The sequence below is a fragment of the Chloroflexia bacterium SDU3-3 genome (assembly GCA_009268125.1).
Lineage (GTDB): Bacteria > Chloroflexota > Chloroflexia > Chloroflexales > Roseiflexaceae > SDU3-3.
Genome location: WBOU01000007.1, coordinates 243,938 through 258,319, shown reverse-complemented (window position 1 = coordinate 258,319; position 14,382 = coordinate 243,938). Strand labels below are relative to the sequence as shown.

The window sequence follows — 14,382 nt, the reverse complement described above, 5'->3', positions numbered from 1 at the left end:
CCAACTCTGGCGATGCGGGGCCGGGCTGGCCCCGCGCATACTTGGGCGATCGCCCGCAGGCGACGCGGGGGCTACTTGCCCGCCAGCGCGGCCTCGATGGCCTGATCCAGGCCCGAGGCCTGGTAGATCTTGCCGTTGATCACAAACGAGGGCGTGGACTGAATACCAGCGGCCAGCGACTCCTGCGAGGCCTTATCGATCTCGCTGCGGTACTTGTTGCTCTCCAGCGACTGGTTGAAGGCCGTCACATCCAGACCCAGCTCCTGGGCGTACTCGCTGAATTTGACCTTCACCTGCGCGGGCGAGAGCGGCGCCCACTCGGTCTGCTTGGCGAACAGCAGCTCGTGCATCTCCCAGAACTTGCCCTGGTCGCCAGCGATGCGGGCGGCCTGCGCGGCCACGTAGGCGTGGGCGTGGCTGCTGATCGGCAGCTCGTGGAACACGAACTTCACCTTGCCGGTGTCGACGTACGACTCTTTGATCTTCTTGCCCTGGTCGTTGGCGTAGGCGGCGCAGCCTGGGCACTGGTAGTCGCCGAACTCAACCACCGTCACCGGCGCGTCGGCCTTGCCCATGGTGGGGTAGCCCGCCAGCGAGGCATCGCTGATCGTGGTGGTGCCCGTGGGCGGCTTGCTGCCGCTTGCGCCGATCGCCAGCAGAATGACACCCACCAGCAGCACTACACCGATGCCGATGTAGACAGGCAGCAGCGAGGCGTTGCTCTGCTTGGGGGTGGTGCGGCCACGGCGTTGCGAACGAGCGCTCATAACAGTAATCCTTCTTGATCCTTCATTAAAAATAAACATCTCACTGGCGGCCATTATACCGAACATGGCGCGGGCTGTGGTAGAGCAATGGGGAAATGTAGCATAAGAGATTGATGAGACCCAGACCCGGTTAAAAGCAAAAGGACACCTCCCAGTGGGAAATGTCCTCGCGGGCGGGGCGGGCTAGGCGCGCTAGCTGAGCGTCAGCATCTTCACAAAGTCGGTGCGGCCCAGGCCCATGGTGGGGTGGCCGCCGGTCATCACCACCGTCTCGCCCGGCTTCATCAGGCCGCGCACCACCAGCTCGCGGTTGATCAGGGCGGTCAGGTCGACCAGATCCTGCACGGGGCGGCAGAGGATGGGCTTCAGGCCCCAGACCACGCTGAGCCAGCGGTAGGTCACCTCGCTGGGGGTGAACACGAAGATCGGCTCGTGGGGGCGCTGGCGGGCCACGCGCAGCGCCGTCGCGCCGCTGACGGTGAAGGCCACGATCGCGGTGACAGGCGACTCGATCATCAGGGCGTGGGCGGCCACGCTGATCGGGTCGCGGGCGAGCACGCTGGCCAGCAGCGACAGCGGGATGCCGCCCGCCGCCTGGGATGCCAGGATGCTCGACTCGGTGACCTCGGCGATGCGGGCCATCATCTCGATCGACTCGACCGGGTAGGCCCCCACCGCTGTCTCGCCGCTGAGCATCACGGCGTCGGTGCCATCGAGGATGGCGTTAGCCACATCGCTGGCCTCGGCGCGGGTGGGCTGGGGGTTGCGGATCATCGAGTCGAGCATCTGGGTGGCGGTGATCACCGGCTTGCCCTGGCGGTTGCACAGGTCGATGATGCGCTTCTGGGCGATCGGCACCTGCTCGGCGGGGATCTCCACGCCCAGGTCGCCGCGCGCCACCATCACGCCATCCACCGCGCTGATGATGTTGTCGAGGTCGTCCAGGGCCTCGGGCTTCTCGATCTTGGCGATGATCGGGGTGGATTTGCCCGCCGCCTGGATGCGGCGGCGCAGCTCCTCCACGTTGGATGCCGAGCGCACGAACGACAGCGCCACCAGATCCACGTTCTGCGAGAGGCCGAACTCCAGATCGACGATGTCCTTCTCGGTGAGCGAGGGCGCGCTGACATTGACGCCCGGCAGGTTGATGCCCTGGCGCTCGCGCAGCACGCCGCCCGCCACCACCTCGGTCACGACATCATCGCCCTCGATCTCCACCACGCGCAGCCGGATGAGGCCATCGGAGATCAGGATGTTGTCGCCCAGCTTCACATCCTGGGGCAGGGGGGTGTAGGTGGTGCTGACGCGCTGCGCGGTGCCCAGCTCGTTGCGCACGGTGATGATGAAGCGCTGGCCCGCCGTCAGGGTGACGGGGCCGCCGTTGATCAGCTTGCCAGTGCGGATCTTCGGGCCCTGCAGATCTTGCAGCACGGCCACTGCGCGCCCGGCCCGCTGGCCCGCCGCGCGCACCCGCGCGATGCGGTCGGCGTGCTCGCTGTGCTCGCCATGCGAGAAGTTCATACGCGCCACATTCATACCAGCGGCGATCAGCTTGTCCAGCATCTCGGCGCTCTCGCTCACCGGCCCGATCGTGGCGACGATCTTGGTACGACGCATGCTCTAGCTCCTTTTCAATCGTGCGTTTGGTTCCTCTATCCAAACAAACGCGGGCTACATTGTTCTTATCCTGCTATGGCGCTGCGGCGCAGGCCATCCTTCAGTTCATACCCCGCAAAAGCCATTCCGCGAGATCCCAGCGGCATAGTACCTTCTCAATCATAAGCCGCGCTATGATTGTAACATCTGTGCGCGCCGTCACATTCAATAAATGGTCACGGTTCTGGCGGCTGTGCGGCGAACCGGTGGTAGGGTCTATGCGTTCTCGACAGCGCGCCGATTCTTTTACCACCAAGACGCCAAGACAGCAAGGAAAAAAGGGAGCCAAGAATCACTGTGAGGGCGTCGCCCCCTTCGAACTCCCAATGTTGGGCGTCCCTATGCCGCTCGCTGGCAGCTCATATTCGTGCATATGGCCAGCTGGCGTGAGCAGCGCCTTCGCCGCATGGGCCAAGTGGGTACGATTTCTTTGATCTTGTTTGCGATGCATGTCTTGACACGCAGGATGACACGATCTGCCGCATCCAGATGGTCTGTACGAAAAAGTGACACCATGTGAATCCTGGAAGCAGTGGTCGGCTATCTCGCAAGCACAGCGGTGGTGCTACAATGACCCAGCCCAGTGCTGGGCACCATCGAACATCCGTGATGACGAACGCCATTGAAGCGCCCGGCGGCTTATGAGAGGGGGACCATTGTCAACACCAGTCTGGCTACAGCACTATGACCCGCAGGTACCACCGACGCTGACGTATCCTGAGAAGACCCTGCCCCAGATGCTGGAGGATACGGCACGTAGCTACCCGCACCAGACCGCCACACACGTTGTCCTGGCCTATGTGTGGAACGGACGCATCGGCATCACGGGATCGCTCACCTACCAGCAGGTGTCCGACTATGTGGACCGGCTGGCGGGCGCGCTCTACGACCTCGGCGTGCGCAAGGGCGACCGCGTGGCGCTGGTGCTGCCCAACATGCCGCAGTTCGTGATCGCCTTCTTCGCCGCGCTGAAGCTCGGCGCGCTGGTGGTGAACAACAACCCGCAGTACACCGCGCCCGAGCTGCGCCACCAGCTGCGCGACTCGGGGGCCGAGACCGTGATCATCCTCAACCTGTTCTGGCCAAGCCTTGAGCCCATCCTGGGCGAGACCGGGGTCAAGCGCGTGATCATGACCTACGCCTACGATCTGCTGCCCGCGCCCATGCGCCAGCTGGTGCGCATCCAGCAGCGCCGCAGCCCCGAGTGGGCCGACGCCCCGCGCGACCAGCCCAACCTGCACTTCTTCACCCAGCTGCTGCGCAGCCGCCGCCCCGCGCCGCCACCCGTGGCCATCTCCCCCGACGAGACGGCGCTTCTGCAGTACACCGGCGGCACCACCGGCACGCCCAAGGCCGCCATGCTCAGCCACCGCAACCTGATCAGCAACGCCGTGCAGGCCATCACATGGATCGATGTGCTGCAGCCCGGCAAAGAGACCTTCCTGCTGGCCATCCCGTTCTTCCATGTGTACGGCATGACCACCGGGCTGATCTGCGGCATCCTGTCAGGGTCCAAGCTGGTGCTCATCCCCAACCCGCGCCCGATCACACTGGTGATGGAGAGCATCCAGCGCCAGAAGGCCACGATCATGCCGGGCGTGCCTGCGCTCTACCTGGCGATCGTCAACCACCCCAAGGTGCGCTCCTATCAGCTCGGCTCGATCACCGGCTGCATCAGCGGCTCGGCCCCGCTGCCGGTGACGCTGCAGCAGCAATTCGAGCAGATCACCGGCGGGCGGCTGGTGGAGGGCTTCGGGCTGACCGAGGCCGCGCCGGTGACCCACTGCACCCCGCTGTACGGCACGCGCAAGGCTGGTTCGATCGGCCTGCCCTTCCCCGATACCGAGGCCAAGATCATCGACCCAAACACCGGCGAGGCGCTGCCCTTCGACGGCCAGAGCCGGGGCGAGCTGGTGGTGCGCGGCCCCCAGGTGATGCAGGGCTACTGGAACAACCGCAACGAGACCGAGCTGACGCTAGGCGCGGATGGCTGGCTGCACACCGGCGATGTCTGCACGGTGGATGAGGATGGGTTCTTCTTTGTGGTCGACCGTATGAAGGACATCATCAAGGCCTCGGGGTTCCAGGTGCTGCCGCGCGAGGTCGAGGATGTGCTCTACGAGCACCCGGCGGTGCTGCAGTGCTGCGTGGTGGGCATCCCGCACCCCACGCGCGGCGACGACACCGTGACGGCCTACATCGTACTGCGGCCAGGGGCCAGCGCCACCGCCGAGGAGCTGCGCGAGCTATGCGCCAGCAAGCTGATCAAGTACAAGGTGCCGCGCACGTTCATCTTCCGCAGCGCGCTGCCGCAGTCGAGCGTGGGCAAGATCCTGCGCCGCCAGCTGCTGGAGGAGGCCCTGCGCGAGCGCAGCAGTGGACAGGGTATGGTATCATAGCTTTACCGATGTCTACGGCCTAAAAGCCCAGCCCACTCGCGCCTGGGATCTGACACACCCGCCTCAGCGGCCTGCGCCCAGCTATCATCATGCGAGCGGATGTGCCTGTGCGAACCAGGCCCAAGGCACCACCCGTGCGGAGCGCAGCCGCGCCGTGGGGCCGCCGCATCACGTTTGACACATACGCAATCGCAGTGCGCACCCAACACCGATCACATCGAACGGGCAGGGCCACCGCCCTGTTAGGATCACAAATACATGGTGAGAGAAACAAGCATGCACACAGAGCCAATACTTGTTGTCGATGACGATCCAACCATTCGCGAGGTAGTGACCGTGGTGCTTCAGGAGGAGGGGTTCCACGTCATCGCGGCCCACAACGGGATCGAGGCGCTCAAGGTCGTCGAGCGGCTGCAGCCAGGGCTGGTGCTACTCGACATGAACATGCCGCTGATGAACGGATGGGAGTTCGCCGAGGCCTACCGGCGCACCAGCCGCGTGGTAGCGCCGATCATCGTGATGACCGCAGGCCACTCGGCGGTGGCCGCCGCCGCCGACATCGACGCCAACGGCGTGCTGGCCAAGCCCTTCGCGCTCGACGAGCTGATCGCGCTGGCGCGCTACTGGCTGGCCGAGCGCAGCAGGACGGTGTAGCCAGCAGCGGCAGATAGACGGTGAAGGTGGTGCCCACACCCTCGGTGCTGGCCACCGTGATCCGCCCGCCGTGCAGCCCAACGATCTCATTCACCACAAACAGCCCCACGCCGATGCCGCTGATATGATGATCGTGCACATTGGATGCGCGGTAGAAGCGGCGAAACAGGTTCGGGATGGAGCTCTGCGGTATGCCGATGCCCTGATCGCTCACGCTCAGGATCGCGTTTGCCCCATCCTGCTGCAGCCGCACCTGCACCAACCCGCCCCCTGGGCTATACTTGATCGCATTCTGGATCAGGTTCTGGATCACCTGCTCCAGCCGCAGCTCATCGCCCAGCACCATGGCCGCCACATCCACCCCATCGAGCGACACCATATGCCGCTCCAGCGAGAGCTGAAGCTCATCCACCACCCGCCGCGCCAGCACCGCCAGGTCGAGCGGCTGCGGCTGGATGCTAAACTGGCCCATCTGCAGCCGCGAGAGGTCGAGCAGCGCGGTGATCATCTTGTTCAGGCGTCCGGTCTGCTCGAAGATGATCCGCAGCGTGCGCTGGTCGCGCTCGTTGAGCGTGCCCTCGCGCTGCGAGCGGCGCTGCAGCAGCTGCACATTGCCATACAGCGTGGTGAGCGGCGTCTTCAGCTCGTGGGCGGCCACCGACAGGAAGGCGTCGCGCACACGCACCGCCTCCTGGGCCTCGTGGTAGAGCCGGGCGTTGTCGAGCGCGATGGCGGCGCGGTGGGCCAGATCGCCCGCCAGCCGCAGCTCATCGGCATCGAAGGACGGTCTACCCGCGCCGCGCAGCAGGATGATCGCCCCGATGGCCTGGCCGCGCACCGTGAGCGGCACCGCGAGCACACACTGGAAGCCCAGCGCCAGATAGGGCACAGCCATAGCGTTGGCATGCTCGGCCAGGGTCGCATCCAGCGCAGGGTAGACCAGCGACCGGCCAGCGAGGCACAGCTTCAGGCTGGGCTGGCCAGGGGCGACCATGGCCAGCAGCGCCGACTCGATCGGGCCAGCGGTGCCCACGTCCACGCCTTCGGAGACAGAGAGCGAGGAGTGCTGGATCTGGCCATCATCGCCCACGATCTGCACCACGCAGCAGTCGGCCAGCTCGCGGGTGCCCAGCGCCGCCAGCCGATCGAGGATCACGGCCATATCCAGCGACTCGACCAGGTGCTGGCTGGCCTCGGCCAGAAAGTGCCGCCGCTCGTCGGCCACGCGCAGGGCATCCTTGGCCTGGGCGGCGGTGCGCTCGGCGCGGTGGATACGCTGGGCGCGGTAGATGCTCTGGGCTAGCACATCCGGCGACACCGCGTTCTTGGTCAGGTAGTCGGTCGCGCCAGCCCGCAGCAGATCCACCGCCAGCTGCTCGTCGCCCTGGCCCGTGAGCATGATGATCGGCAGGGTCAGCCCGCGCGAGCGGACCTCGCGCAGCAGCGCAAGGCCATCGCTGTCGGGCAGGCGATAGTCCATCAGCACCACATCGAAGGCCTTCGCACCCAGCGCGGCCAGGGCGGTATCGCTGTCGGCGGCCTCCTCGATCGTGCAGGGCACAGCGGCGGCGCGCAGGGCGCGCCGCACCGCCATGCGGTCCACCGCATCATCATCTATCACTAGCAGCATCAGGTGATCATACATTAGGGAAGCTCGTTGATCGCCCAGTACTTATTCAGCGTCGCCATCGTCTCGACAAAGGCGCTAAATGTCACGGGCTTCAGGATATATCCGGCCACGTTCAGGTTGTAGGCCTCCACCTTGTCGCGCTCATCGTCCGAGGTGGTCAGAACGATCACCGACAGCAGGTGGAGCTCAGGGTCGGCGCGGATCTCGCGCAGGAACTCTAGCCCGTTCATCTTGGGCATGTTCAGGTCGAGCAAGATCAGGCGGCGCTCCGATGGGATGGGCTGCACCCCATTGCCACGTAGCAAATCTAGTGCCTCCAGGCCATTGCTGGCCACGTAGAGCGGGTTGATGATATTGTTTTTCTTGAACGCGCGCTGCACGTTCATCACATCCACATCGTCATCATCCACCAGCAGGATGTGCAGCATTTTTGACTCAGTCATCAGATCTCCTCTAGCGTCTCTTGGCTCAGCTCAGAGAGCAAACCGAGCGCATTGGTATGCGCCCCCAACTTCGCGCCACGCATATCTCCTAGGCGGCGCTACTTTGGCCAGGTAAAATGGAACTGCGCCCCCGCGCCCTCGTCGGAATCGATCCAGACCCGCCCGCCGTGCAGCTCGACAATCTTCTTCACCAAAGAGAGGCCCAGGCCGGTACCTTCCACTTTATCACGCGGGGCAAGGGTCTGAAAGATGCCAAACACCCGCTCGTGATACCGTGGCGCGATACCCTGGCCGTTGTCGCTGACGGTGAACTGGTAGCAGCGCCCGGCGTCGGCCCAGCCCACCGCAATGCGCAGGTCGGGGCGCTGGCCGTGTTTGATGGCATTGCCGATCAGGTTCTGGAACACCTGCTGCAGGTAGAGGCGCTCGGTGTGGATGGTGGGCATCTGCGCGGCCACCTCGACCTGCACTGCGGGCGGCGGCGAGAGCAGGTCGACCACGTCTTCCAGCAGCGCGCCCACCGCCACCGGCTCAATGTCATTCTTGACCCGACCAATGCGCGAGAACTGCAAGATGCCGTCGATCAGCCCCTCCATGCGGTGCACGCGCCCGCGCAGCAGCTCCAGCTGCTTGCGGATGTCGTCGGTGGCGTGATCGCCCAGATCCTCCTCGATCCACTGCGAGAGGTTGGCGATGCCGCGCAGCGGTGCCTTCAGATCGTGCGAGGTAACGTAGGCAAACTGGTCCAGCTCGCGGTTGCGCTCCTCCAGCGCGGCGGTGGCCAGGGCCAGCTGCTCGGTGTGCTGGCGCAGCGACTCCTCGGCGCGCTTCTGCTCGTCGATATCGGTGCAGGTGCCGAACCACTCGGTGATCTGCCCGCTGGCATCGCGGATGGCGGCGGCCCGGCCCAGGAACCACTTGTACTTCCCGGTGGCCGCCTCGCGAAATCGGTACTCCATCTGGTAGAGCTCGCCAGTCTCAAGCGAGCGCTTCCAGGTCTCCATGGTCAGCGTCACATCGTCGGGGTGCAGGATGCTGGCCCAGCCCTCGCCGCGCACCTGATCTAGGGTGGTGCCGGTGTAGTCGTACCAGCGCTGGTTGAAGTAGATGTGGTAGCCATCGGGCCGCGTGGTCCACACCATCTGCGGCATGGTCTCGGTGATCTGGCGGAACTCGGCCTCGCTCTCGCGCAGGGCCTGCTCGGCGCGCTTCTGGTCGTCGATATCGAGCGCAGTGCCGTACCACTTGTCGGGGCGGCCATCCTCGCCGCCGCGCAGCGCCGCCCGCACAATATGCCAGCGGTAGACGCCATCCTCGCGGCGCAGGCGCACCTCGACATTGAAGGGCTGGCCGCGCTCCACCGCCTGAAACCAGGTCTCGCGCATCCCCTCTAGGTCGTCGGGGTGGAGCGCCGCCGAGAAGCGCTGCGCATCCGGCGCTTCCAGACCAGTGAAGCGGTGCCAGTAGCTGCTGAAGTAGTCGATCTGGCTCTGGGGCGTGGCCGTCCACACCAGCATGGGCATGGCCTCGGCCAGGTCGCGGTAGCGCCGCTCGCTCTCGCGCAGGGCCTGCTCGGCGCGGTAGCGACCCGAGATATCGCGGAACACCAGCACGGCCCCCACCATGGCCCCTGTCGCATTGCGCACTGGTGCGGCGCTGTCGTCGATCGGTATGCTGGTGCCGTCGCGCCGCACCAGCGCGGTGTGGTTGGCCAGCCCCACCACCACGCCCTCGCGCAGCACGCGGTCGACCGGGATCTCAACCTCGGCGCGGGTCTGCTCGTTCACGATCGTGAAGACATCGCGCAGCGGTTTGCCCAGGGCGGCGTCGCCAGTCCAGCCGGTCAGCGCCTCGGCCACCGGGTTGATAAAGCTGATGTTGCCGCGGGCGTCGGTGGCGATCACGGCGTCGCCGATGCTGGCCAGGGTGCTCTGGAGCCACTCGCGCTGGGTGTACAGCTCCTGCTCGTTGGCCTCGGCGCTGCGCAGCGCGGTGTTGTAGGTGTGCGACAGGCGCAGCAGCGTGCGCCGCGAGAGCAGGGCCAGCGCGCCGCCCAGCAGCAGCGTGGCCAGCACGCTCACCACCACCGCCGCGCCGGTGGTGGTGCGGGCGGCGGCGGTGCGGGTGGTGCGCAGCTGCTCCTCGGCGGCGATCACGGCGTCGAACTGATCGCGGATGGCGTCCATGCGCTCTCTACCCACGCCGCTGGAGACCAGCGACATATAGTCGCCGCCGTTGCGCCGCGCCTCCAGGGCCAGTACCGCGTACTGCTGCCACTCTTCGTTCAGACGGCGGATGGCATCGACCCGCTCCAGCTGCGGCGGGTTGTCGGCCACCAGCCTCGTCAGATCATCGAGCTGGCCATCCACGGAAGACAGCGCCTCGCTATAGGGGGTGAGAAAAGAATCTTGGCCGGTGAGCAGGAAGCCGCGCATGCCGGTCTCCTGATCGAGGATGGAGCTCTCTAGCTCGTTGGCGCTGGCCAGCACATGGTCGGTGTGCTCCACCCAGTCGACCGCGCCCAGCAGGTTCTGGATCAGCAGGAAGAAGATAATCGCGAGCACCACCAGCAGGCCAAGCGGCAGCAGGATAGCGCGCGTGAGGGTGCGCTGAAATGCCTCATTGGCCTCACGCCGCAGCATGGGGGTCATGGATAGAGCTCCTTCTGGCCAGCGGCGCAGCCCGCGCCATCGGCAGATTCTCGCATCTTCACGGCGAAACGCTTTACACAAAACGGGAAGTTGACACGAATGATACCATACAGTGACCCATCAGCTGTGACATTTGGTGTCACAGCACGATGCTACACTGCCGCCAATTCACCAACGTACCTATAGAGCCTATGCCAACAGAGCTAACGACCGAACACGTTTCTGCGCTTGCCCCCGACACCGCCAGCCTGAAGGCGGGCCAGAAGCTGGCCAACGCCCGCACCTGGGTCTCGCTGGGCCGCAGCGAGCAGGCGCTGTGGGGCGAGTGCAAGGGCAGCTCGGCCACGCCGTACCGCACCCAGATAGATCTGGCGGCGGGCACGCCCGCCACCCGCTGCTCGTGCCCCAGCCGCAAGTTCCCCTGCAAGCACGCCCTTGGGCTGCTGCTGCTCTACGCCAGCGCCCCCCAGCAGATCGACGAGCAGCCGCAGCCGCCCTGGATGGCCGAGTGGATCGAGAGCCGCACGAAAAAGCAGGCCGCCAAAGAAGAAAAGCCCGCCGAGAAGACCGAGCGCTCTACCGAGGCCACGGCCAAGCGCACCAGCACGCGTGAGGCGAGGGTCGCTGCCGGTGTGCAAGATCTGTGCCGCTGGCTCGACGACATGCTGCGCCAAGGCCTGGTGGTGGCCCAGCAGCAGCCGCACAGCTACTGGGCCAGCATGGCCGCCCGCATGGTCGACTCGCAGGCCCCTGGGCTGGCCCGCCTAGTGCGCGGCCTGGGCGAGGCCGCCACATCCGGCCAGGGCTGGCAAGATCGGCTGGTGGCGCGGATGGGCCGCCTGCACCTGCTGCTCCAGGCCTCCACCCGCATCGAGGCCTTCCCGCCCGCCGCCCAGGCCGACATCCGCACCGCGCTGGGCTGGACCTACCCGCGCGAGGAGCTGCTGGCCCAGGAGGGCACCCGCGATCGCTGGGCCATCCTCGGGCGCTCGCTGAGCGAGGACGAGGGCCTGCGCACCCTGCGCACCTGGCTGCGCGGCGAGCGCGGCGGCCAGCCGGCCCTGGTGCTGGAGTTCGCCGCGCCGGGGCAGCCGCTCGACCGCAGCCTGGTGCCCGGCACGGCCATCGAGGCCGACCTGGTCTTCTACCCCAGCGCCGCCCCCATGCGCGCCATCGTCAAGCAGCTGCACGAGACCACGCCGCGCGCGCCGCGGCCCGCTGGCGGCACATCCGACCAGGCGCTGGCCGCCGCCGCCGCCATCCTGAGCGCCAGCCCCTGGCAGGAGACCTTCCCCGCGCTGCTGGCCGATGTCACCCCCGCGCTGGCGGGCGAGGTGTGGCAGCTGATTGACGCCAACGGCCAGACGCTGCCGCTGGCCCGCCAGTTCGAGCGCGGCTGGCAGGCCCTGGCAATCAGCGGCGGGCAGCCGATCACGGTGTTCGGCGAGTGGGATGGCGAGCGGCTGCTGCCGCTGGGGGCGTGGGCGGATGATGGCTGGGTCAGCCTTGTGGAGGAGCGATGAGCACACCCGATCAGATCTGGCAGCAGGCCGTGACGGCCGCGCTGCTGGGCACCGACCGACGGCCCTTCGCGGCCCCCGACGCGCCGGGGGCGCTGGGCCAGCTGCTGGCCGCCGCCCCGCCCGAGCGCGCCCTGCTCGACACCGCCGCCGCGCTGGCGCAGTACCGCCGCGCCGGGGCGACCGCGCCTCAGGCCAGCGCCGCGCCGCCCGCCCCCAGCCCCGCCGAGAGCGCGCCCCTATGCGGCCCGCGCGCCACCCTGCACCTGCGCCAGATCTTGGGCGACCAGCACCGCGATCTGCTGGGCGAGTGGCTGGCCGCCGCCAGCGCGGCGGGGGTGCGCGTGCCGCCCGCCCAGCTGCCCGCCCTGCTTGAGAAGGCCCACGGGCAGCAGATCGATCGGGCGAGCCTGCTGGCCGCCCTGGGCCAGCGCGGCCTGTGGCTGGCCCAGCAGCACCCATCCTGGCGCAAGCTGGTGGTGCAGGGCGATGTGCCCAACCCCCAGGATGTGTGGGAGACCGGCAGCGAGAACGCCCGCGCCGCCGTGCTGGAGGAGCTGCACCGCCGCGACCCCGCCGCCGCCCGCGAGTTGCTGGCCACCACATGGACGAAGGAGAAGGCTGACGCCCGCGCCACCTTCGCCGCCGCTATCGGCCAGAGCGCCACCATGGACGACGAGCCGTGGCTGGAGGGCCTGCTCGACGACCGCAGCAAGGAGGTGCGCCGCGTGGCCGCCGGGCTGCTGGCCCGCCTGCCCGAGTCGCGCCTGGCCCAGCGCATGCGCCAGCGCGCCCAGGCCCACATCGAGCTGAAGCGCCGCCTGCTGCGCCAGCCCCTGATCGAGCTGCGCCTGATCGAGCGCTTCGAGCCAGACATGGCCCGCGACAGCATCGACCAGAAGCCGCAGTACAGCAGCTACGGCGAGAAAGCCTGGTGGTTCCACCAGATCCTGCTGGCCATCGACCCAGGGCACTGGAGCGCCACATGGGGCGCGTCGCCCGCCGAGATCATCGCCGCAGCTCAGCAGAGCGAGTGGCGCGAGCTGCTGATCAGCAGCTGGCGCGAGGCCGCCAGCAGGTTCCAGAACCTAGAGTGGGCCGAGGCGCTGGTCGCCGCCCGCCAGGACAAGGACATGCGCGAGCTGGCTGCCATGATCGCGATCATGCCGCCCGCCCAGCGCGAGCGCGTGGTCGCGCCGCTGCTGCGCAGCGACACCGAGGGCGTCTCGCAGTTCATCCAGAGCTGCGCCCACCCCTGGAGCGAGCCGTTCGCCCGCGAGGTGCTGGCCCACATGCAGCGCCTGCTAGGCAAGGGCAAGATCGACTGGCACACGCTTGATGTGCTCAAAAACAGCGCGCGCTTCTTCCCGCCCGCGCTGGCCGCCCAGGCCAACACCGGCTGGAACACGCAGATGCGCGACTGGGACCGCTGGCAGGGCGCGGTCGACCGATTCCTGATCGTGCTGCACTTCCGCGCCGAGATGCTCGATGCGCTGGCCAACGGGCTGTAGCACGGTCTAAAACCAAACGATCACCTTTTTCAATAGCATACACATGCCAGTATAGAGCGAGAGGAAGACCATGAGCCAAGTTCTACGCGCTCACGCCGAGCAGCAATATGCCGAGGAGCTAGCGATCCTCGCCCAGATCGACACCCGCCCACGCCCGCCGAGCTGGAAGCTCTCGCCGTGGGCGGTCTCCACCTACCTGCTGGGCGGCAAGCTGGAGAACGGCGCGGAGATCACGCCCAAGTACATCGGCAGCCGCCGCGTGATCGAGATCGCCGTGGCCACGCTGGCCACCGACCGTGGCCTGCTGCTGCTGGGCGTGCCCGGCACCGCCAAGAGCTGGGTCTCCGAGCACCTCTCCGCCGCGATCTCGGGTGACTCGACCATGCTCATCCAGGGCACGGCGGGCACCAGCGAGGAGAGCATCCGCTACGGCTGGAACTACGCGCGGCTGCTGGCCGAGGGGCCATCCACCGAGGCCATGGTGGCCAGCCCGCTGATGCGCGCCATGCAGGATGGCAAGATCGCCCGCCTGGAGGAGCTGACCCGCATCCCATCCGATGTGCAGGACACCCTGATCACCATCCTTTCCGAGAAGACCCTGCCCGTGCCCGAGCTGAACACCGAGGTACAGGCCGTGCGCGGCTTCAACATCATCGCCACCGCCAACGACCGCGACCGTGGCGTGAACGACCTCTCCAGCGCGCTCAAGCGCCGCTTCAACACCGTGGTGCTGCCCCTGCCCGCAACGATCGACGAGGAGGTGGAGATCGTGCGGCAGCGCGTGGCCAGCCTGGGCCGCGCCCTAGAGCTGCCCGCCGAGCCGCCAGCGGTGGAGGAGATCCGCCGGATCGTCACGATCTTCCGCGAGCTGCGCAGCGGCGTGACATCCGACAGCAAGAGCAAGCTCAAATCTACCAGCGGCACGCTCTCCACCGCCGAGGCTATCTCGGTGGTGAACCAGGGGCTAGCGCTGGCCGCCCACTTCGGCGACGGCCAGATGCGCGCTGGCGACGTGGCCTCGGGCCTGCTGGGCGCGGTGGTGAAAGACCCTGTGCAGGATCGGGTGGCCTGGCTGGAGTACCTGGAGACGGTGGTGAAAGAGCGCGACGGCTGGAAAGACCTCTACCGCGCCTGCCGCGAGATCTCTTAGA

The 14,382-nt window shown here is 67.0% G+C and carries 10 protein-coding genes; 5 read left to right on the top strand and 5 right to left on the bottom strand.

All coding sequences use genetic code 11. From position 1 onward, the window contains the following. Positions 1 to 71 precede the first annotated feature (71 nt). Positions 72 to 833 (bottom strand): DsbA family protein, encoded by a 762-nt coding sequence (locus F8S13_14025; protein KAB8142668.1) that lies wholly within the window; start codon positions 831 to 833, stop codon positions 72 to 74. 126 nt (positions 834 to 959) lie between these two features. Next, entirely contained in the window at positions 960 to 2,384 is a 1,425-nt protein-coding gene (gene pyk / locus F8S13_14020; protein KAB8142667.1) for a pyruvate kinase, read from the bottom strand. Between the two features lie 680 nt (positions 2,385 to 3,064). On the opposite strand from pyk, the gene F8S13_14015 reads away from it, so the two are divergent. Together F8S13_14015 and F8S13_14010 are read left to right on the top strand one after the other, a co-directional pair. Next, the gene (locus F8S13_14015) at positions 3,065 to 4,822 is read left to right on the top strand and encodes a long-chain fatty acid--CoA ligase (GenBank protein ID KAB8142666.1); all 1,758 of its coding nucleotides are present in this window, start codon (positions 3,065 to 3,067) and stop codon (positions 4,820 to 4,822) included. A gap of 258 nt (positions 4,823 to 5,080) precedes the next feature. Beyond that, complete coding sequence (locus F8S13_14010) at positions 5,081 to 5,476, top strand: response regulator (protein ID KAB8142665.1); 396 nt, start codon at positions 5,081 to 5,083, stop codon at positions 5,474 to 5,476. Here the strand turns inward: F8S13_14010 and F8S13_14005 are convergent. From F8S13_14005 to F8S13_13995, 3 genes are all read right to left on the bottom strand, one after another. Further along, the gene (locus F8S13_14005) at positions 5,334 to 7,121 is read right to left on the bottom strand and encodes a response regulator (protein ID KAB8142664.1); all 1,788 of its coding nucleotides are present in this window, start codon (positions 7,119 to 7,121) and stop codon (positions 5,334 to 5,336) included. The genes F8S13_14010 and F8S13_14005 overlap by 143 nt on opposite strands. Continuing rightward, positions 7,121 to 7,549: a response regulator gene (locus tag F8S13_14000; protein KAB8142663.1), complete on the bottom strand. Its 429-nt coding sequence runs from the start codon at positions 7,547 to 7,549 to the stop codon at positions 7,121 to 7,123. Before F8S13_14000 ends, F8S13_14005 begins: the two co-directional genes overlap by 1 nt. Before the next feature lie 98 nt (positions 7,550 to 7,647). Further along, entirely contained in the window at positions 7,648 to 10,200 is a 2,553-nt protein-coding gene (locus F8S13_13995) for a PAS domain S-box protein (protein ID KAB8142662.1), read from the bottom strand. A 149-nt stretch (positions 10,201 to 10,349) separates the two neighbouring features. Between F8S13_13995 and F8S13_13990 the strand changes: the two genes are divergently transcribed. From F8S13_13990 to F8S13_13980, 3 genes are all read left to right on the top strand, one after another. Continuing rightward, a complete protein-coding gene (locus tag F8S13_13990) occupies positions 10,350 to 11,723 on the top strand; it encodes an SWIM zinc finger family protein (protein ID KAB8142661.1) in 1,374 nt (457 codons plus the stop codon). Continuing rightward, the gene (locus F8S13_13985) at positions 11,720 to 13,231 is read left to right on the top strand and encodes a hypothetical protein (GenBank protein ID KAB8142660.1); all 1,512 of its coding nucleotides are present in this window, start codon (positions 11,720 to 11,722) and stop codon (positions 13,229 to 13,231) included. Before F8S13_13990 ends, F8S13_13985 begins: the two co-directional genes overlap by 4 nt. A 70-nt stretch (positions 13,232 to 13,301) precedes the next feature. Beyond that, complete coding sequence (locus tag F8S13_13980) at positions 13,302 to 14,381, top strand: AAA family ATPase (GenBank protein KAB8142659.1); 1,080 nt, start codon at positions 13,302 to 13,304, stop codon at positions 14,379 to 14,381. Position 14,382 lies beyond the last annotated feature (1 nt).